At 69.0% G+C, this 20596-nt stretch carries 15 protein-coding genes; 10 read left to right on the plus strand and 5 right to left on the minus strand.

Translation table 11 applies throughout. The features are described 5' to 3' along the window. Positions 1 to 80: 80 nt before the first annotated feature. Positions 81 to 518, minus strand: coding sequence for a lipocalin-like domain-containing protein (locus AC1RQG_RS13280; protein ID WP_493132026.1), 438 nt, complete (start codon positions 516 to 518; stop codon positions 81 to 83). A 166-nt stretch (positions 519 to 684) separates the two neighbouring features. On the opposite strand from AC1RQG_RS13280, the gene AC1RQG_RS13285 reads away from it, so the two are divergent. Next, complete coding sequence (locus AC1RQG_RS13285; RefSeq protein ID WP_493132028.1) at positions 685 to 1380, plus strand: helix-turn-helix transcriptional regulator; 696 nt, start codon at positions 685 to 687, stop codon at positions 1378 to 1380. A 135-nt stretch (positions 1381 to 1515) separates the two neighbouring features. On the opposite strand, the gene AC1RQG_RS13290 is transcribed toward AC1RQG_RS13285, so the two are convergent. The 3 genes from AC1RQG_RS13290 to AC1RQG_RS13300 all read right to left on the minus strand — a co-directional run bounded on the left by AC1RQG_RS13290 (position 1516) and on the right by AC1RQG_RS13300 (position 3200). Beyond that, positions 1516 to 2352: an HDOD domain-containing protein gene (locus AC1RQG_RS13290; protein WP_493132030.1), complete on the minus strand. Its 837-nt coding sequence runs from the start codon at positions 2350 to 2352 to the stop codon at positions 1516 to 1518. Between the two features lie 105 nt (positions 2353 to 2457). Beyond that, the gene (locus AC1RQG_RS13295) at positions 2458 to 2739 is read right to left on the minus strand and encodes a hypothetical protein (protein WP_182157007.1); all 282 of its coding nucleotides are present in this window, start codon (positions 2737 to 2739) and stop codon (positions 2458 to 2460) included. Then, positions 2736 to 3200 (minus strand): MarR family winged helix-turn-helix transcriptional regulator, encoded by a 465-nt coding sequence (locus tag AC1RQG_RS13300; protein ID WP_493132032.1) that lies wholly within the window; start codon positions 3198 to 3200, stop codon positions 2736 to 2738. Before AC1RQG_RS13300 ends, AC1RQG_RS13295 begins: the two co-directional genes overlap by 4 nt. Positions 3201 to 3307: 107 nt before the next feature. Here AC1RQG_RS13300 and AC1RQG_RS13305 point away from each other — a divergent pair, with 107 nt between their 5' ends. Together AC1RQG_RS13305 and AC1RQG_RS13310 are read left to right on the plus strand one after the other, a co-directional pair. Further along, entirely contained in the window at positions 3308 to 4219 is a 912-nt protein-coding gene (locus AC1RQG_RS13305; protein WP_493132034.1) for a DMT family transporter, read from the plus strand. 42 nt (positions 4220 to 4261) lie between these two features. Further along, positions 4262 to 5215, plus strand: coding sequence for a GlxA family transcriptional regulator (locus tag AC1RQG_RS13310; RefSeq protein WP_493132036.1), 954 nt, complete (start codon positions 4262 to 4264; stop codon positions 5213 to 5215). A 136-nt stretch (positions 5216 to 5351) separates the two neighbouring features. On the opposite strand, the gene AC1RQG_RS13315 is transcribed toward AC1RQG_RS13310, so the two are convergent. Beyond that, the gene (locus tag AC1RQG_RS13315; RefSeq protein WP_493132038.1) at positions 5352 to 7952 is read right to left on the minus strand and encodes a transporter substrate-binding domain-containing protein; all 2601 of its coding nucleotides are present in this window, start codon (positions 7950 to 7952) and stop codon (positions 5352 to 5354) included. 77 nt (positions 7953 to 8029) lie between these two features. On the opposite strand from AC1RQG_RS13315, the gene AC1RQG_RS13320 reads away from it, so the two are divergent. From AC1RQG_RS13320 to AC1RQG_RS13350, 7 genes are all read left to right on the plus strand, one after another. Continuing rightward, the gene (locus AC1RQG_RS13320; RefSeq protein ID WP_493132040.1) at positions 8030 to 9121 is read left to right on the plus strand and encodes a porin; all 1092 of its coding nucleotides are present in this window, start codon (positions 8030 to 8032) and stop codon (positions 9119 to 9121) included. A 158-nt stretch (positions 9122 to 9279) separates the two neighbouring features. Continuing rightward, positions 9280 to 10500: an acetylornithine/succinylornithine family transaminase gene (astC, locus tag AC1RQG_RS13325; protein WP_493132524.1), complete on the plus strand. Its 1221-nt coding sequence runs from the start codon at positions 9280 to 9282 to the stop codon at positions 10498 to 10500. A gap of 99 nt (positions 10501 to 10599) precedes the next feature. Further along, the gene (locus tag AC1RQG_RS13330) at positions 10600 to 11637 is read left to right on the plus strand and encodes an arginine N-succinyltransferase (RefSeq protein WP_493132042.1); all 1038 of its coding nucleotides are present in this window, start codon (positions 10600 to 10602) and stop codon (positions 11635 to 11637) included. A 26-nt stretch (positions 11638 to 11663) separates the two neighbouring features. Next, on the plus strand, positions 11664 to 12722 hold the full coding sequence (gene astA, locus AC1RQG_RS13335) for an arginine N-succinyltransferase (protein ID WP_493132044.1): 1059 nt from the start codon (positions 11664 to 11666) through the stop codon (positions 12720 to 12722). Beyond that, positions 12715 to 14208 carry a succinylglutamate-semialdehyde dehydrogenase gene (gene astD / locus AC1RQG_RS13340; RefSeq protein WP_493132046.1) on the plus strand — a complete coding sequence of 498 codons (1494 nt, stop codon included), beginning with the start codon at positions 12715 to 12717 and terminating at the stop codon, positions 14206 to 14208. Before astA ends, astD begins: the two co-directional genes overlap by 8 nt. A gap of 8 nt (positions 14209 to 14216) precedes the next feature. Next, entirely contained in the window at positions 14217 to 15560 is a 1344-nt protein-coding gene (gene astB / locus AC1RQG_RS13345; protein WP_493132048.1) for an N-succinylarginine dihydrolase, read from the plus strand. Positions 15561 to 15875: 315 nt separating this feature from the next. Next, complete coding sequence (locus AC1RQG_RS13350; RefSeq protein WP_493132050.1) at positions 15876 to 20588, plus strand: NAD-glutamate dehydrogenase domain-containing protein; 4713 nt, start codon at positions 15876 to 15878, stop codon at positions 20586 to 20588. Positions 20589 to 20596: the final 8 nt, after the last annotated feature.

Consider the following 20596-nt stretch of genomic DNA (forward strand, 5'->3'; position numbering starts at 1 on the left):
TCCTGCCGCTGTTACACATCACAATATACGGCGGACGACGGGCGCGGGCAAGCGGTGATGCGGCGAGTCCTTGGTGTGCCTCAGTGGTTGGCCGGATGCGCGCCCTTGAGCGCGGTGGGGCAGGCGCTGGAGCGGATGCGGAAGTAGCTGCGGCCGTCGTCGAGCGAGCGCAGCACGATCTTTTCCTGCGTCAGGCTGACGATCTTGTCCTTGAGGATGGCGCCGTCCGACAGGATGGAGGTGAGGACGCCGTCGCGCAGCGTCCAGCGCACCGTGATGCGCTCGCTGAGCTTGCGGCACGCCATGTCCTTGTATTCGAAATACGTGTAGCTGCCGTCGGCCCTGAAGGTTTCGCGCGACGGGACGCGCTCGAAGTCGGGACTGTCGGGCGGGTTGATCCAGGTGCCGACCAGCAGCGCGCTCAGGGCCGCGTCATCGGCCTCGACGTCGGCGGCGCAGCAGGCCGGCGCCAGCGCCAGCGCGACGGCCAGCAGCGCGGCGGCGGATTGTTCTAACATGGCGGATCCTTGCGCCGGCAGGGCGGGGTGGGGGCCGGCGGCGCAGAGTGTTGGTTAATGGAAATAACAGTGTGCATAAGGATAATCCAGGATGCATGTTGATAGCCATAAATTTGTCATAATGCCTTACCGGCCGTAAGGTCACTGTCGCGGGAATGGGAAGACGATGAGCCGTACCGGCCGATTATTCATGTTGATGGACGCCATGCGCGGCTACCGCCGGCCCGTCACGGCGGCCCGGCTGGCCGAGCAGCTGGGCGTGTCCGAGCGCACCATCTACCGCGACATCCAGACCCTGAGCGGGCTGGGCGCGCCGCTCGAGGGCGAGGCCGGCGTCGGCTACATGCTGCGGGCCGGCTTCTTCCTGCCGCCGCTGATGTTCGGCGCCGACGAGCTCGAGGCGCTGGTGCTGGGCGCGCGCTGGGTGCGCCGCCAGGGCGACGAGGCGCTGGCCCAGGCCGCCACCAACGCGCTGGCCAAGATCGCCGCCGCCACCCCCAAGGATTTGCGCGACGACATGGCCGAGACCAGCCTGTGGGTGCCGCTGGGCGTGAGCCAGCCCGACGCCAGCGACGCCTTCGTGCGCCCCGTGCGCGAGGCGATCCGCTACCAGCACCGCTTGCGCATCCAGTACCGCGACGAGCAGGGCGCCGAATCGGAGCGCTACGTGTGGCCGTTCGCGCTGGCCTTCCTCGAAGGCAAGCGTCTGCTGGCGGCCTGGTGCGAACTGCGCGGCGCCTACCGCCATTTCCGCATCGACCGCATCGCGGCCGCCGCGTCGACCGGGGAACGCTACCCGGTGCGGCGCCACGACCTGCTCAAGACGTGGCGCCGCGAACAGGGCTTGCGCGAGGATGCCTGACGGTGAATGGGGCGCGCTATGTGCGCTGCCGCACGGAAAGGGCGGCCGGTGGGGCGTAAGCTGCGTCCATCTCTTTCGGGAGATCCCTAGTTTTGGACTTTGCCCGCCTTCCCGGCGGGCTTTTTTTTCGCCGTGCTACAGCATCAGCACGGCGAACAGCGCCTGCACTTCGTGCGCCGATTCGGCCAGGATGTCGTGCAGCGTGCCTTCGCCGACGAGGAAATCGATGGTGCGCGCGCCCAGCAGGGTGGTGGCGCCGGGGCGCTCCTGCAAAGGCGAGGGCACCGGCGCCAGGTCGTTGGCCAGCAGCAGCGTGTCGCCCAGGGTTTCCGGCGGCAGCGCGCGCATGCCCACCCACATGGCTTCCACGGCCTGGGCCACGGGTTCGGGCACCCCCAGCTTCCTGAGCACGCCGCGCCCGATCTCGGCCTCGCCCGATTCGATCCAGTCGCCCGGGTCGCCGTCGAGGATGCCGGGCCAGGCCGCCGCCTGCGACAGCAGATAAAAGCCGCCCACTTCGTGCACGATGCCGGCGAACATGGCCGTGTCGGGGTCCACATGGGTCACGCGGCGCGCGATCACCTGGGCCAGCGCGGCCACGTGGGCCGTGTGTTCCCACAACTGGGCCGCCTTGGCCTTGACGGCCGGGTCGCTGGACTGGCCGCCGAGCTGGCGCACGATCAGGGCCGCCACCTGCGATTGCAGCGTGCGCATGCCGAGCCGCTGCACGGCCGCGCGCACGCTGGAGATTTCGTTACCGGAACGGTTGTAGGCGACGGCGTTGGCGATGGCCACGGTGCGGGCCGCCAGCAGGGGGTCGGCCTGGATCAGCTTGGCCGCCGCGTCGATGTGGCAATCGGGATCGCCCAGCGCCTGCTGCAGGCGCAACGAGGCGTTCACATTGGTGGGGAACGTCAGCTCCCCCCGGCTCGCTTGAGCTGCGATCTGCTTGAAGGCGTCCAGTCTGTCCATCGAAAAAATTATACTCGGAATATTGCCGTGTGGAACTTTTTCGCAAAATACTTTTCTATCCCTTGCGGCTTGCCGATAGCATGCCGCAAGGGCGGGGAACGCGGATCAGGCTTCGCTGAAGATGGCGTCGCAGCCGTCCTGGGTGGCGTCCGTGTCCTGCAGTTCGTCGACCAGGCCCAGGTCGAACAATTCCTCGATCGCGTTCATGAAGCTGTTGTGCTTGGTGGCCCCGATCAGGCGGTAGATCTCCCCCGCTTCGTTGCGGATGCCGATCAACAGCTTTTCCTGGCGCACTTCGTCCGGGGTGCTGACGTTGAGCAGCAGGTTGCCGATGATGTGTTTATCGAATTTGGCAGGTTTCTTGCCTTCGAGCAGAGTCGTTTTCAAATGGTTTCCTTGGTTGAGTCGTGGGTGGCTGGGCTGCCGCCAATAATGACAGTTTTGAGCCTGGACAGGGATTTTTCAAGGTCCGCGTAGTCATCGGGCGTGAATTCGGCGAACACGGCGGCGCCCAGCGCCACGACGCGCGGAAACGCGTCGCGGAAGGTGGCCTCGCCGGCCGCCGTCAGGCGCACGAAGAACGAGCGCTTGTCGTCGGCGTTGCGCTGGCGCTCCACCAGGCCCTTCTGTTCGAGCCGCTCGATCACCCCGGTCAGCGTGCCCTTGGTGATCAGGGTACGCTCCCCGAGCTCCTTGTAGGACATGCCGGCCGTGTTGCCCAGCGTGGCGATGATGTCGAACTGGGCGTGGGTCAGGCCGCACGCGCGCACGTGCTCGCCCGACAGGCGCTCGAAGCCCTGCATGCATTCGGCCAGCAGCCGGATACTTTTCAAATAGCGTTCACCCATAGACCATGATTATAACGGGCCGGATCGCCAAGTCGGCCGTGGCCGGGTACACTATGCCTCCCCGGCGCCGGCCCGCGCGCCGCCACCGCCATCGTGTCGAGACCTGTTTGAAGCCTTCCGCCCCACTGCATCTGCGCGGCATCGCCGCCCTGTTGACCGTCACCCTCGTCTGGGGCACCACCTTTCCCGCCATGAAGGACATGACGGGCGCGCTGTCGGCCAGCACGATCGTGCTGGTGCGCTTCACGCTGGCCGGCCTGCTGCTGGCGCCGTTCCTGTGGCGCGCCCGCGCCGGCGACGTGGGGCAGGGCGTGCTGGCCGGGGTGGTGTTGTTTTTCTGTTACGTGTTCCAGATCGAAGGTCTGAGCCTGACCAGTTCCAACCGCAACGCCTTCCTGACCGGCCTGAACGTGCTGGTGGTGCCGCTGCTGGGCATGGCGGCCGGCAAGCCGCCCGAGCGCCGCATCGTGGTGGCGCTGCTGCTGGCGCTGGCCGGCCTGTTCGCGCTGTGCTGGGACGGCGGCATCAGCTGGGGCCGCGGCGACACGCTGGCCCTGCTGGCGGCCCTGTGCTTCGGCCTGTACGTGAAGCTGATGGAGGCGGCCACCCGCAAGGTGCGGCGGCTGATGACGCTGACGGCGGCCCAGATCGCCACCGTGGCCGTGTGCGCGGCCGGCTGGCTGCTGTGGCACGACATGCCGGCCGGCGCCCAGGCCGGACCGTGGCAGGCGGCCGCCTGGCAGGCCGTGCTGGCCTACAAGAGCAACCTGATCTATCTGGGCGTGGTGGCCACGGCCGCCATCATCTCGCTGCAGACGTGGGGCCAGAGCCACAGCAGCGCCAACGAGGCGGCCGTCATCTACGCCTTCGAGCCCGGTTGCGCCGCCATCTTCGCCTATTTCTGGCTGGGCGAGACGCTGGCCTGGAACGGCCTGCTGGGCGCCGCCTTGTTGATCTCCGGTATGATAGTGAGCCAGTGGAGCAGCAGCCGGCCCGCCGCCGTGCTGGCGCCCGAGTGAGCGCCGCCCCACCGATCCCGTCCCCTTACACCTAATCGCCGCATGCCATTTTCACCGCTCTCCCGTCTGGCCCAGGAACAGCCATTGCGCGTGCTGCTGGTCAACGCGGGCGAACCGGACAGCCTGACCTGGGCCGGCCTGATCCAGCCGTTGCGGCTGGCGGCCCGGATGCTGGGGCCGGACCAGTTGCGGCTCGACATACTGAGTCCCCAGCAGGCGGCGCTGACCCAGCCCCAGCCGGGCTGGCACCTGGCCCTGCTGGTGGCCGACGAGCAGCAGGCGCCGCCGCCGCCGGCCTTGCTGCGCACGGTGCTCGAGCGTTGCCGCTCGGCCCGCTTCTGGGGCGGGGTGGGGGCCGGCGTGCTGTGGCTGGCCGATGCCGGCCTGATGGCCGGCGTGCGCATCGCGCTGCCGTGGGCCCTGTACGCGGAGACGGAGGCGGTCACGCAGCGCGCCATCCTCACCCCCCATCTGTTCGAACTCGACGGCCGCCTGCTCAGCTGCTGCGGCGGCGCGGCCAGCATCGACTTCGCGCTGACGCTGGTGGCGGCCCTGTACGGCGCGACCGTCCAGGCCGCGATCAAGGAAAGCCTGTGCATCGAGCGTGTGCGGCCCCACGACGAGCGCCAGCGGGTGGCGCTGCAGGCCCGTTTCGGCGCGCTGCAGCCCAAGCTGTCGGAGGCCGTGACCTTGATGGAGGCCAATATCGAGGAGCCGCTGTCGACCGACGACATCGCCGGCCTGGTCGGCCTGTCGCGGCGCCAGCTCGAACGGCTGTTCAAGCAATACCTGGACAGCCTGCCGTCGCGCTACTACCTGGAGCTGCGCCTGCAGCGCGCGCGCCAGCTGCTGCTGGAGACCAACCACTCGATCGTGCAGGTGGGGCTGATGTGCGGCTTCTCGTCCGGCTCGCATTTCTCGACCGCGTTCGGCGCGCTGTTCGGCAACACGCCGCGCGAGGAGCGCCAGCGCAAGCTGATGCCGCCGGCGGCCTGAGCCCGCCCGCAGCTCGTTGCAACAAGCGTACTGTCGTTCCCGCGCAGGCGGGAATCCAGGCATTGCCTGAATTCCCTCCATAGGTCGCGTATATGGACGCTCAGCATGGGTTCCCGCCTGCGCGGGAACGACGCTCTTAACTCGTCTGCACCGGCGCCGGGCCGCCGGTGTCGGGCAGCGCCACCATGCCGTGCGCGCCGCTGGCGTTGCGCTCGGTGAGCTGGGGCGCCTTCAATGGCAGGCTGATCTGGAACACGGTGCCCGCGCCCGGTTCGCCCTGCAGCGTGATGGTGCCGCCCAGCACGCCCGTCACCAGCGTCTGCACGATGTACAGGCCCAGGCCGGAGCCGCCCTGGCCGAGCCGGGTGGTGAAGAACGGGTCGTAGATCTTGTTGCGGAATTCGGCCGGGATGCCCTTGCCGTCGTCCGTGTAGGTGAGCAGCACGCGCTCGTCCTGGCGCCGGGCGCCGATGCGGACCTGGCCACCCTTGCGCCCCTCGAAGCCGTGCACCAGCGAGTTCTCCAGCAGGTTCGACAGCACCTGGGCCAGCGGGCCGGGGAAGCTGTCGAGCTCGATGTCGGACGCCACGTCCAGCGCGATGTGGTGGCCGCGGTGCTTCCATGTATTGTGGTGGCTGGCGATCACCTCCTCCACCGTGCGCCGCAGCGGGAACACGCGGCGCCGCACGCTGGCCTGGTCCACGGCCAGCTCCTTGAAGTTGTCGATCAGCCCGGCCGCGCGGAAGGTGTTGCGCTCGATGATCTCGGTGGCCTGCTGGCAGTGGGCCACGAAGGTGTCGGCCGACGAGCGTTTCAGCTGGCCGGCCGCCAGCGCCTGGGCGAAGCTGTCCACGTGGGCCCTGAGCGTGGTGGAGGCCGTCAGCGCGCTGCCCAGCGGCGTGCTCAGTTCATGCGCGATGCCGGCCACCAGGCGGCCCAGCGACGCCACTTTCTCCGTCTGCAGCAACTGCTCGGCGGCCAGCCGCAAGTCCTCGTTGGCCTGCCGCAGTTCGGCGGTGCGGGCCGTCACCCGCTGTTCCAGCACGTTGTTCAACTCCTGGATCTCGGCCTCGCGCGCGCGGCGCGCGGCCACCTCCTGCCGCAGCTCGGCCGTGCGGCGCTTGACCATCACCCGCAGCTGCACGATGAAGGTGATGGCCACCAGCACCGCCAGCGCCAGCGCGCCCAGCGGCCGGTAGTCGATGTCGTGCGCGTAGTGGACGGTGCTCCAGTTCTGGCGGAACGCCTCGCGCTCGCTCTTGGGGATGGCCGCCAGCGCCGCGTTCAGGATGGGCAGCAGTTCCGGCCAGTCGGAGCGCACGCCGATGCCGACGTGGTAGCGGTAGTCGGTCTCGCCGGCCACCCGCACGTCGGTCGCGCCCAGCTCCACCAGCTGGTGGGTGCCGGTCAGCAGCGGGCCGACGAAGGCGCGCACCTTGCCGTCGCGCAGCAGCCCGGTGCCGGACCGGAAGTTGCTGACCGGGACCATGGCGATGCCGGGCCAGTCGTGCGGCAGCGCGTCGGCCACCGCGGTGCGCGCGGCCACGGCCACGCGCTGGCCCGTCAGCCCGGCCAGGCCGCCCATGGGCGGGGTGGCCGTGCCGGCGAAGATCACCACCGGCGTGCTCAGATACGGTTCCGTCACCAGCATGAAGCCGGCCCGTCCCGGCGTGTGCGAGATGGCCGACACCAGGTCCACCTGGCGCTGCTCGATGCGGCTGATCTCGTCGGCCACGTCGCGCGTCGGCACCAGTTCGAAGCGCACCCCCAGCTGTTCCTCCACGCGGCGCAGGAAGTCGAGCGAGATGCCGCGCATCACGCCGTCCTCGCCGCGCCACTCGATCGGACCGCGCGCGCTGTCGACGGCCACCCGCAACACCGGATGCGCCGCCAGCCACGCGCGCTGCGCGGGCGTGAGGGCCAGTTCGCGCTGCACCGGCGTGCCTTCGGACGCCGCCAGCCAGCGCGAGCGGATCAGCGCATGCTCGTCGGCCGTGATGGCGGCCACGCCCTTGTCGATGATGGACAGCAGTTCGGGCGCGTCGTTGCGCAGCGCCAGCCGGATGGTGGCCGCTTCCGAGTAGTAGTACAGCAGCGCGATCTTGAGCGCCGCGCCGCCTTCGCCGATGGCGCGCTGCACCACCGGCAGGTCGTCGAAGTAGGCGTCCGCCTCGCCGCGCTGCACGCGTCCGATGCCGTCCTGCGAACTGTCGACCTCCACCAGCACGCAATCGGGGCAGCGCGCCTTCAGCACCGGCACCCGCACCGTGTTGCGCACCACGGCCACGCGCTCGCGGGCGTAGTCGGCCAGCACCCGGGTGGCGGCGTGGTCGGCGCGGGTCGCCATGGCGATCGGCAGTTCCAGGTAGGGCAGCGAGAAATTGAGGCGGGTCCGGCGTTCCGGGCGCTCGCGCGCGCACAGCACGCCGTCCACCTCGTGCGCCATGCCCTTGGTCAGGGCCTGGTCCCAGGTGGAGCCGACGTAGCGGAAGGTGAGGCCGGTCTTGCGCGCCACCAGTGCCGCATAGTCGTAGCAGGCGCCCGCGTAGGAGGCGTCGCTGTCGGCGCGGCGGAACACCATGGGCGGGTTGAACTGGTCGAGCGCCATGGTCAGCACCGGATGGGTGCGGACCCAGGCTTGCTCCTGTGGCGTGAGTGCGACTTGCGCCGCCGCCATGGCGGGCCATGCGAGCAGCATGCAAAAAAAAGTGGCCAGTGCGGCTCGTGCTGTGTGCATTTTGAGAGTAGCCTTTTGCGATGCGCCCCCGGATGCTTGACAGCATAGCCCACTCCGACTGCGGAATACAGCCAACCATGAATAATCTTCACGGCAAAGACACAATCCACAGGGCAAATCTGAAACTGCTTGCTGCCGCGTTGTGGGGAAGCTGCCACAGTGCGCTGGCCGACACCGGCGTGACGGCCTACGGCGTGATCGACACCTTCGCCACCCGCATCGCGGCCGACGGCCTGGCGCCCGTCGCGCGGGTCGACGCCAGCGGCCTGCTGGCCAGCCGCCTGGGCCTGCGCGGCCGCGAGGAGCTGGGCGGCGGCTTGCGCAGCAGTTTCGTGCTGGAGGCGGGCCTGAACGGCGACGACGGCAGCGGCGCGGATGGCAAGCGCCTGTTCAACCGCCAGGCATGGGTGGGCCTGGGCGGGCCCTTGGGCGAAGTGCGGCTGGGCCGCCAGAACACGCCGCAGTTTTACATGAACGGCAAGTTCGACGCTTTCACCAGCGCCACCCAGGCTTCGGGCTGGAACAATATGTACGGCGCGCCGCCACGCGTCGACAACGCCGTCGGCTATTTCTCGCCCGAGCTGGGCGGCTTGACGCTGCAGGTGCTGGCCGCGCGCGGCGCCACGGGCGGGGCCGCGCCGCTGGCCGCGACGGCCGCCAACCGCAACCTGCAGCTGGCGGCCGAGTACGCGCGCCCCGGCCTGTACCTGGGGGCGAACTACCAGCAGGTCGACAACGCGGACCTGCCGTACCGCGTGCGGCGCGCCAGCGTGGGCGCGTCCTGGACATGTGCGCCGCGCTGGACCGTGTTCGGCGCCGTGGGCAGCGAGCGCCGCAACGACGGCGGCCAGCGCTCCATGCTGTACTCGCTGTCGGTGCGCTGGCGCGCAGATGGTCCGCTGGCCCTGTCGTTCGGCTGGGCCGGGCTGCGCGACCGGCTGGCCGGCGCCGGCCACGGCGACGCGGCCGAGCTGGGCGCGCAGGGCCAGTACCGGCTGTCGGCGCGCACGTCGCTGTACGGGGCGCTGGCCCGGCTGCGCCAGCGCGGCCAGCGCAACAATTTCGCGCTGGTGGGGGCGGCCGTGGTGGCGCCGGCGGCCCAGATCCGCTCGCCCGCGCCCGGCGGCGCCATCGACGGCGTGCAATTGGGCGTGCTGCACACCTTCTAGGCCCGCCGGCGCGGCAGGGTAAAAATGAAAATCCTTGTCGCCATTTCAAAAGAGTTTTAGCATCCCGCTTTTTATAATGGGTGCTCCCGCGCGGCCGCAGTGCCGCCACCGACCCCACTTTGATAGGGATAGCCATGAACGCCAAGCTTGATTCGACCGTGACCACACGTCCTGTAACTCGCCAGACCTTCGACGAGGTGCTGGTGCCGACCTATGCGCCGTCGGCCATGGTGCCGGTGCGCGGCGCCGGCCTGGACCTGTGGGACCAGAACGGCAAGCAGTACCTGGACTTCACGTCCGGTATCGCGGTCAACTCGCTGGGCCACTGCCACCCCGTGCTGGTGGAGGCGCTGACCAAGCAGGCCAACACCCTGTGGCACCTCGGTAACGGCTACACCAACGAACCCGTGCTGCGCTTGGCGCTGGCGCTGACCGAAGCCACCTTCGCCGACCGCGCCTTCTTCTGCAACTCGGGCGCCGAGTCCAACGAAGCGGCCCTGAAGCTGGCCCGCAAGCACGCCCACACCAAATACGGCGCGCACAAGTCGCGCATCGTGTCGTGCTTCCACTCGTTCCACGGCCGCACCCTGTTCACCGTGTCCGTCGGCGGCCAGGCCAAGTACACCGAAGGCTTCGAGCCGCTGCCGCCGTCGATCGACCACATCCCGTACAACGACATCGAGGCGGCGCAGGCGGCCATCACCGACGACGTGTGCGCCGTGGTGGTGGAGCCGGTGCAGGGCGAGGGCGGCGTGGTGCCGGCCGATGCAGAATTCCTGAAAGAGCTGCGCGCGCTGTGCGACAAGACCGGCGCCGTGCTGATCTTCGACGAAGTCCAGTGCGGCATGGGCCGCACCGGCGACCTGTTCGCCTACATGGGCTACGGCGTGACGCCGGACATCCTGACCTCGGCCAAGGCGCTGGGCAACGGCTACCCGATCGGCGCCATGCTGACCACCAACGAACTGGCCAAGAGCCTGGGCGTGGGCAGCCACGGCACCACCTACGGCGGCAACCCGCTGGCCGCCACCGTGGCCCTGAACGTGCTGGAGACGATCAACCAGCCGGCCTTCCTGGCGCGCGTGAAGGAGGCGAGCAAGCACCTGGTGGCCACGCTGCAGAAACTGGTGGCCGACTATCCGCAGGTGTTCGCCACCGTGCGCGGCTCCGGCCTGCTGCTGGGCATCGTCGTGGCGGAGGGCTTCAAGGGCCGCTCCAAGGACATCCAGAAGGCCGCCGAAGCGCACGGCCTGATGCTGCTGATCGCCGGCACCGAGGTGGTGCGCCTGGCGCCGGCCCTGATCGTGTCGGACGCCCAGATCGCCAAGGCCGACAGCCTGCTGCGCGCCGCGCTGGACGACCTGCTCAAGGCCGCGTAAGCGCGTCCACCGCAACCCGCCGCTCCCGCCTTCGCGCGGGAGCGCTGCGTTTTACCCCACCGGCATCCGCAAGCCTGGTTAGAAATTGAAGGAGCTCCCATGTATGTTGTCCGTCCGGTAGAAATTGCGGATATCGCGGCCCTGGAAGCGCTGGCGGCAGTGACCATGCCGGGTGTGCACACGCTGCCCAAGACGCGCGAGAAGATCGCCGCGCTGGTCGAGCGTTCGATCGCCTCGTTCGCCGCCCACGTCGACCTGCCCAGCGAAGAGACCTACCTGTTCGTGCTCGAATCGCTGGCCGACCGCACCATCGTCGGCACCGCGTCCATCTACGCGGCGGCCGGCTCCAACGGCACCTACTTCTCGTTCCGCAACGACGTGATCCAGCAGGTGTCGCGCGACCTGAACATCAGCCACAGCGTGCACGCGCTCACGCTGTGCTCGGAATTGACGGGCTACTCCCAGTTGTCGACCTTCTACGTCGACCCCACCATGCAGGACGCGCCGGAGGCGGCCCTCCTGTCGCGCGCGCGGCTGCTGTTCGCCGTGCTGGCGCCGCAGCGCTTCGCCGAGCGCTTCTTCGTGCCGCTGGCCGGCATCACGGACGCGCACGGCGGCTCGCCGTTCTGGGACGCGCTGGGCCGCAAGTTCTTCCAGATGGACTTCCTGGACGCCGAACAGGTGATCGGCGGCGCCCGCAACCGCACCCTGATCGTGGAGCTGATGCCGCACTATCCGGTGTACGTGCCGCTGCTGCCGGGCGACGCCCAGGCGGCCATGGGCCAGATCCACCCGTCGGGCGAACTGGCGTTCAACCTGCTGACGGCGGAGGGCTTCGAGGCCGACGACTACATCGACATCTTCGACGGCGGCCCGATCCTGCAAGCCCACAAGCACGCGCTGCGCACCTTCACCGGCGCGCTGCAGCGGCGCGTGGCGACCTGCCCGGCCGAGCCGGACCGCAACCGCGAACCGCCCGTCACCTACGCCATCGCCACCGGCGCCGACCAGCACTTCCGCGCCATCGTGATGGCCTGCGCGCCGCTCGAATCGCTGGCCGTGGTGGCGCTGCCGGCCGCCGTGCAGGCCGCGCTGCAGGTGACCGACGGCGACACCGTGGTCTGCGTCCGTCTGTGAGCACTCAGTCAAACATTGGAAATCCTATGCTAGTTGTACGCGCAATCCGGGCCGACGATCTCGACGCCCTGTACGTCATGGCCACCCAGGTCGGCAGCGGCATGACCACCCTCAAGCCGGACATGAAGATGCTGGGCGACCGGGTCCGCGTGGCCGTGGCCTCGTTCGCGGAAACCATCCCGCCCGACGAACGCGATTACATGTTCGTGATGGAGGACACCGACACCGGCCGCATCGCCGGCGTGTGCGCCATCAAGAGCGCCGTCGGCCTGACGGAGCCGTTCTATAACTACCGCATCGGCACGCTCGTGCATTCGAGCCGCGAGCTCGACGTGTTCACGCGCATGGAGACGCTGTACCTGTCGAACGACCTGACGGGCAGCACGGAACTGTGCTCGCTGTTCCTGCATCCGGACTACCGCTGCGGCAACAACGGCAAGCTGCTGTCGAAGTGCCGCTTCCTGTTCATCGCCCAGTTCCCGCACCTGTTCACGGAAAAGCTGATCGCGGAGATGCGCGGCTACCAGGCCGAGGCGGGCCGCTCGCCGTTCTACGAGGGCCTGGGCCGCCACTTCTTCAAGATGGACTTCAACCACGTGGACGAGCTGACGGCGCTGGGCAAGAAGTCCTTCATCGCCGAGCTGATGCCGCGCCAGCCGCTGTACGTGGCCTACCTGCCGCAGGAGGCGCGCGACGTGATCGGCAAGGTGCACCCGTCCACGGCGCCGGCGCGCCGCCTGCTGGAGCAGGAGGGCATGCACTTCGAAGGCTATGTCGACATCTTCGACGCCGGCCCCGTGCTGCAGGCCCGCGTGTCCGAGCTGCGCGCGATGCGCGACAGCACGCTGGCCCAGATCGGCCGGGCCGGCGACTGGGACGCGGCGTGCGCGCCCGAGACGGCGCCGGCCGAGCCGATGCTGGTGTCGAACACCAATATGCGCGACTTCCGCATGCTGCTGTCGCATGCGGCCCCCGTCAACGGCGCCATCGCGCTGCCCGAAGCTGAACAAAAGCTGCTGCACTGCCATACCGGCGACACCGTGCGCACCCTGTCTCTCAACGTGAGGAAGAACCCAAATGTCTGAAGCGAACACCCCATTGAGCAACGCATTGAGCAACTGCATCAACGGTCAATGGCTGCCCGGCAGCGGCGCCGAAGTGGTCACCGTCAATCCGGCCAATGGCCGCCAGACCTGGGCCAGCCGCGAGGCGACGGCGCAGGACGTGGCGCGCGCCAGCGCCGCCGCGCGCGCCGCGTTCGAGGGCTGGGCGCAGACCCCGCTGGACGAGCGCATCGCCGTCTGCACCCGTTTCCGCGACCTGCTCAAGGCCAACGCCGAGGAACTGGCGCAGCTGATCTCCGAGGAGGTGGGCAAGCCGCTGTGGGAGTCGCGCACGGAAGTGACCACCATGGCCAACAAGGTCGACATCTCGGTGCAGGCCTACGCGGCGCGCACGGGCGAAAGCCACAACAAGGTGGCCGACGGCGAGGCCGTGCTGCGCCACCGTCCGCACGGCGTGTTCGGCGTGTTCGGCCCGTACAACTTCCCCGGCCACCTGCCCAACGGCCATATCGTGCCGGCCCTGATCGCCGGTAACACCATCGTCTTCAAGCCCAGCGAGTTCGCGCCGCGCACGGCCGTGCGCACGGTGCAGCTGTGGCAGCAGGCCGGCCTGCCGGACGGCGTGGTCAACCTGGTCAACGGCGGCCGCGACACCGGCATCGCGCTGGGCCAGGACGCGGAGCTGGACGGCGTGCTGTTCACCGGCAGCTGCCAGACCGGCACCGCGCTGCACAAGCAGTTCGGCGGCCAGCCGGGCAAGATGCTGGCGCTGGAAATGGGCGGCAACAACCCGCTCGTGATCTGGGACGTGAAAGACATCGACGCGGCCGTGTTCATGGCCGTCTCCTCGGCCTTCATCTCGGCCGGCCAGCGCTGCACCTGCGCGCGCCGCCTGATCGTGCCCGACAACGCCCAAGGCCAGGCCATCATCGCGCGCCTGGTGGACGTGGCCAGCCGCCTGACCGTGGGCGCGCCGGACGCGGAACCGGCGCCGTTCATGGGCCCCGTGGTGTCGGCCGCCGTGGCGCGCCGGCTGGTGCAGGCCCAGGCCGACATGGTGGCGCGCGGCGGCAAATCGCTGCTGCAGATGCGCCAGCTGGACGAGAACACCGGCTTCGTCACGGCCGGCATCGTCGACGTCACCGACGCCAAGGGCATCCCGGACGAGGAATGGTTCGGCCCCCTGCTGCAGGTGGTCCGCGTGGCCGATTTCGACACCGCCATCAAGACCGCCAACGCCACCGCCTTCGGCCTGGCCTCGGCCCTGATCTCGAACGACGAGGCGCTGTGGAAGACCTACCAGGTGCGCGCGCGCGCCGGCATCGTCAACTGGAACCGCCCCACCACGGGCGCGGCCAGCAGCGCGCCGTTCGGCGGCGTGGGCCAGTCCGGCAACCACCGTCCGAGCGCCTACTACGCGGCCGACTACTGCGCCTACCCGGTCGCTTCGATCGAGAACAGCGCGCTTGAAATGCCGGCCAAGCTGTCGCCGGGCATGCACTTCTGAGGACCATCATGGGCAACTCCGCACGCGAATTCAACTTCGACGGCCTGGTCGGGCCATCGCACAACTACGCCGGCCTCTCGTTCGGCAACGTGGCCTCGTTCAGCAACGTCAAGAGCGCATCCAATCCGAAGCAGGCCGCCTTGCAGGGGCTGGCCAAGATGCGCGCGCTGGCCGCGCGCGGCTTCGGCCAGGCGTTGCTGCCGCCGCAGGACCGGCCCAACTTCCGCCTGCTGCGCAGCATCGGCTTCACCGGCACGGATGCGGAGGTGCTGGCCCGCGCCTACAAGGAGTCGCCCGTGATCCTGGCGTGCGCGTATTCGGCTTCGCCCATGTGGACGGCCAACGCGGCCACCGTCAGCCCGTCGGCCGACAGCGCGGACGGCCGCGCCCATTTCACGGCCGCCAACCTGAACAACAAGCTGCACCGCGCGTTCGAGCACGCGCAATCGGCCCGCAGCCTGCGCGCCATCTTCAGCGATGACAAGCATTTCGCCGTGCACGACGCGCTGCCCGGCACCCCGGCCTTCGGCGACGAGGGCGCGGCCAACCACACGCGTCTGTGCGCCAGCCATGGCCAGCAGGGCGTGGAGCTGTTCGTGTACGGCCGCGTGGAGTTCGACGCCTCGGCGCCCGCGCCCAAGCGCTATCCGGCCCGCCAGACGCTGGAAGCGTCGCAGGCCGTGGCGCGCCTGCATGGCTTGAACAATGAGCGCACCGTCTACCTGCAGCAGAACCCGGACGTGATCGACCAGGGCGTGTTCCACAACGACGTGATCGCGGTCGGCAACGGCAATGTGCTGTTCTACCACGAGCAGGCGTTCGCGGACGAGGCGGGCGGGCTGGCGCAGCTGCGCCGCGCGATGGAAGGCGTGGGCGCGGAGCTGAACGCCATCCGCGTTGATACCAAAAAGGTATCAGTGGCGGACGCCGTGGCCAGCTACCTGTTCAACAGCCAGCTGCTGTCCAAGGATGGTGGCAGGATGGCGCTGGTGATCCCGCACGAGTGCCAGGAAAACGCGGCCGTGGCCAGCTACCTGCAGGAGCTGGTGGCCAGCGGCGGCCCGATTGATGAGCTGATCCACTTCGACCTGCGCCAGAGCATGCGCAACGGCGGCGGGCCCGCCTGCCTGCGCCTGCGCGTGGCGCTGACGGACGCCGAGGCGCGCGCCATGCACCAGGGCGTGGTGATGACGGAGCCGCTGTACCACACGCTGGTGGCCTGGGTCGAGAAGCACCACCGCGACCGGCTGGAGCCGGCCGACCTGGCCGATCCGGCGCTGGCCATCGAAGTGCACACGGCGCTTGATGAGCTGACCCGCATCCTGGGCCTGCCCGGCTTGTACGATTTGTAAAGCAGTGCACCGCCGCCGCCAGCAAGGGGCCAGACCCCGCGACCAGCGTGTACGATTTGTAAAGCAGTGCACCGCCGCCGCCAGCAAGGGGCCTGACCCCGCGACCAGCGCTGCGGGAAAAAGCCGGGGCGCGTGACGCGCGGGGTCTGTCCCCGGTTGAGGTGGACGGAACCGGACGAAAGCGGTTAAATACACTGCGTAGGTTAGAAAAGAATTTGAACGGGCCAACCCCGTTCTTTTAGCAGCATCCGGCCGCTGCGCCAGGCCACAAGCCTGAGCGCGCGTCCGGACTCAAAACACTAACGGAGAAAACAGATGAAACAAATGCCACAAGACCTGCGCAAGCAGACGCTCGACCTGGTCAACGCCAGCAAGCCTGCTACCGATGGCAGCCAGGTTGCGGCCCTGATCAGCGCCTGGCTCGGTTCCCTGGACGTCGAGGATTTCGCGGGCATCGCGCCCGACAGCCTGGCGCCGGCGTTGTGGGATGGTTTCACGCGGGCGTCCAAACGCGCCGCCGCCGGCTGCCAGATCGCCGCGCTGCGCTACGCGGACGGCCGTGGCGGCATGGCCACCGCGCTGTTGATCCTCAATGACGACATGCCCTACCTGGTCGACTCCATCGTGATGGCGCTGCGCCACCAGCGCGTGGCCGCCAACGGCGTGCTGAACGCCGTGCTGTCCGTGCGCCGCGGCGCCGACGGCGTGGTGACGGCCGTGGGCCAGCCCGGCGACAAGGCCGAATCGTATGTCATGTGCCTGCTGGCCGAGGAACTGCCGCAGGCCGAACTGGACGCGCTGCTGGCGCGCATCGAGATGGTGGCGCGCGACGCGGCCGTGGTGCACCGCGACCATGGCGCCATGCTGGAACACTTCAAGGCCGTGGCGGCCGAAGCGGCCGCCGTCAACGGCGAGGAAGGCCAGGAAGTGGCGGCCTTCCTGGACTGGGCCCGCACCGAGGGCTTCGAGCCGTTCGGCTACGCCTACTACCAGGTGAAACCGGGCGAGCGCGAACTGGAACGCGACATCCCCAGCCGCATCGGCGTGCTGCAGGACACCAGCCACCCGGTCTACGGCACCTGCCTGGCCAACATCCCCGGCGACTTCGACACCCTGTCCAAGCGCGCCCACACGCTGTCCATCGTCAAGGCCGACGTGGAGGGCACGCTGCACCGCGACCAGCAGCTCGACTTCATCGGCGTGCGCCATGTGAACGCGCAGGGCGCGATCCTCGGCGAATACTGCTTCGTGGGCCTGTTCACGCGCGCCGCCAAATCCACCCCGCTGGCGCGCCTGCCGTTCGCGCGCGGGCGCATCGCCAAGGTGCTGAGCATCGCCGGCGTGCGACAGGAGGGCTTCCGCGCCGAGAAGTTCGTGGAGATCCTGGAATCGCTGCCGCGCACGGAGGCGCTGGAGGCCGAACCGGAATGGCTGGCCGAAGTGTGCGGCGGCGTCGTGTCGCTGTACAAGCAGCCGCGCACCAAGGTGTTCGCGCGCCGCGACGTGTATGCGCGCCACCTGAACGTGCTGGTCTACCTGCCGCGTGAACGCTACAGCGCCAGCGTGGCCTCGGCCCTGGCCAAGGCGCTGCAGGGCAGCTCCGGCGCCACCCATATCAGCTCCCAGACGCTGGTGGCCGATGGCCCGCTGGCCCGCGTGTACCTGATCGCGCACGCGGCCCGCTACCCGCTGGACCTGGAGACGGACATTCAACAACCGCTGCTGGCCGTGCTCGATGGCTGGCACGACCAGTTCGCCGCGCTGGCCGACGCCGTGTTCGACGTTTCCACGCGCGCCAGCCTGCGCAAGCTGTGCGCCACGCTGCCGACCGAGTACGTGGCATCGACCGCGCCGGCCGTGGCCTTCCGCGACCTCGGCGCGTTGCTGGGCATGGAGGATCCGTCGCGTGTGACGGTGCGCATCGAGACGGCCGACGACGCCACCACCATCCGCCTGTACTCGGTGGACAAGGTGCCGGCCCTGTCGACCATCATGCCGGCCCTGCACAACGCGGGCGTGGCGATCGACCGCGAACGCGCCCATTCCATCAACGTGGGCGGCCAGCGCCACTTCGTCAGCAGCCTGACGGTGGACGCGGCCAGCGCCGCCAAGCTGGCGCAGCCGAACGTGGTGCCGGTGGCGCAGGAACTGTTCACGGCCCTGTTCAACGACGACGCCGAGGATGGCCGCCTGAACGGCCTGGTGATCGAGGGTGGCCTCAGCATGCGCGAAGTGCAGCTGGTGCGCGCCTACATGAACTACTGGCGCCAGGCCGGCAGCAGCTTCTCGGTGCGCTACGTGGCCGAGTGCCTGCGCAAGCAGCCGGCCGTGGTGCGCGAACTGGTGCAGGCCTTCCTGCAGCGCTTCGATCCGGCGCTGGACGAGGCGCGCCGCATGGCGGCCCTGCAGGCCATGCACGACATCAAGCGCGGCCTGCCCGCCATCAACCACGCCGACAGCGAGGAGATCCTGGGCGCCATCATCGACCTGATGCTGGCCACGCTGCGCACCAACTACTTCCAGAACGCGCAGAAGGGCGACAAGATCATCTTCAAGTTCGACACCAGCAACCTGGCGCTGGTGCCGGAACCACGGCCGTTCCGCGAGATCTTCGTGTTCTCGCGCCGCTTCGAGGGCTTGCACCTGCGCGGCGGCCCGGTGGCGCGCGGCGGCCTGCGCTGGTCCGACCGCATGGAGGATTACCGCACCGAGGTGCTGGGCCTGGTCAAGGCGCAGATGGTGAAGAACGCCGTGATCGTGCCGGCCGGCGCCAAGGGCGGCTTCGTGTGCAAGCAGATGCCCAAGGACGCCGTGCGTGAAACCATCGCGGCCGAAGGCGAAGCCGTGTACCGCCTGTTCGTCGCCAGCCTGCTGGAGATGACCGACAACCGGGTGCTGGGCAACATCGTGCACCCGGCCGACACCGTGTGCTACGACAGCGCCGACCCCTACCTGGTGGTGGCGGCCGACAAGGGCACGGCCACCTTCTCCGACATCGCCAACAGCATCGCCGTGCAGCGCGGCTTCTGGCTGGGCGACGCGTTCGCCTCGGGCGGCTCGAACGGCTACGACCACAAGAAGATGGGCATCACGGCCAAGGGCGCGTTCGAGGCCGTCAAGCGCCACTTCTATGAACTGGACCACGACATCCACGCCACCGCCACCACCATGGTGGGCGTGGGCGACATGTCGGGCGACGTGTTCGGCAACGGCGCGCTGCTGTCGCGCAAACTGAAGCTGCTGGCCGCGTTCGACCACCGCCACATCTTCCTCGACCCGAACCCGGACCTGGAGGCGTCGTTCAACGAGCGCGCCCGCATGTTCGCGCTGCCACGCTCGTCGTGGGACGACTACAACAAGGAGCTGATCTCGGCCGGCGGCGGCGTCTATCCGCGCACGCAGCGCAGCATCGAGCTGTCGCCGCAGATCCGCGCCGCGCTGGCCATCGAGGAGACGACGCTGTCGCCCGAGGAACTGATGCACCGCATCCTGCAGGCGCCGGTGGACCTGTTCTACAACGGCGGCATCGGCACCTACATCAAGTCGTCGGCCGAGAGCCACGTCCAGGTCAAGGACCGCGCCAACGACCATATCCGCGTGGACGGCAACCAGCTGCGCTGCAAGGTGGTGGCCGAGGGCGGCAACCTGGGCGCGACCCAGGCCGGCCGCATCGAGTTCGCGCTGGCCGGCGGCCGCATCTTCACCGACGCGATCGACAACTCGGCCGGTGTCGATTGCTCTGACCATGAGGTGAACGCCAAGATGTGGCTGGACGTGGAGATGAACGCCGGCCAGCTGGCCGAGGCGGACCGCAACCGTCTGCTGAACGACATGACGGCCGACATCGAACGCCTGGTCCTGCGCGACAACACGCTGCAAACCCATTTGCTGGTGCGCGAGGCGCAGGACCAGTCGGGCGCGTCGGTGCAGGACGGTTACGCCGCCCTGATCGCCAGCCTGGAGGAGGAGGGCGCCCTGTCGCGCGAGCTGGAGCAGCTGCCCACGGTGGCCGAACTGGCGCGCCGCAAGGCCGACGGCCGCGGCCTGACGACGCCGGAACTGGCGGTGGTGATCGCCAACGTCAAGAACCGCTACAAGCGCATCCTGTCGGCCCTGCCGCTGACGGAGCACAGCTGGGCCGAGTCGGTGCTGAAGCCGTACTTCCCGGCGCTGCTGGTGTCCACCCGCAGCGCGCTGGCGCACCCGCTGGCCAACGCCATCCTGGCCACCGTGCTGGCCAATGAAGCCGTCAACCGTTGCGGCCCGCTGATGCTGCGCGATCTGGCGGCCGCGCACAACGTGGACGAGGCGGACGTGATCCAGGCCTGGGGCCAGGCATGGTCGGCCCTGAGCCTGTCGTCCGTGTTCGACACGCTGGACGCGGACGCGCTGAAGATTCCGCGCGTGGTCTCGATCAAGGTCGATGGCCGCACCCGCAGCCTGCAGAAGGCCGTGATCGAAGGCGTGCTGTCGGTGCCCGCCGAGCAGTTGCGCGCGGCCGGCGGTCTGGCCGAGCTGACCCGCGTGTTCGCCCAGCCCGAGCTGCTCAAGCAGCTGATGCCGGCCGACGGCACGGCCGACGCCGACGCCGTGCCCGACCTGCGCCCCGAGTTCGCGCAAGCGTGGAAGGCGGTCGACGCGATCGAAGCGGTGGCCGGTTTCGTGTTCGCCGCGTTGTCGGTCAACCGGCCGGCCGGCATGGACTTGCCGGCCTTCCTGCAAGTGGGCATGAACCTGCGCACCCAGGCCGGCATCGACACGCTGGAGCGCGGCCTGAAAATGCCGGCCCGCAGCAAGTCGCAGGAACAGCTGCGCAGCTACGCCCAGCAGGCGCTGCGCCGCACCCAGCATCGTTTGCTGACCCAGGTGCTGGCGCGGGCCACGGACGGCCACGACGCCAGCGAGGCGGTGGAGCTGGTGACGTGCACGCTGGGCCTGTCCGGCTATGCGCCGGTGGCGGACCTGGAGCAGGCCATGCTGGATGTGTGGGCCTTGTCCGAGGCCAGCAACGCCACCGTGGCGGCGTAAGCGGATGA

Source organism: Rugamonas sp. GW822-FHT03B10 (assembly GCF_058801745.1).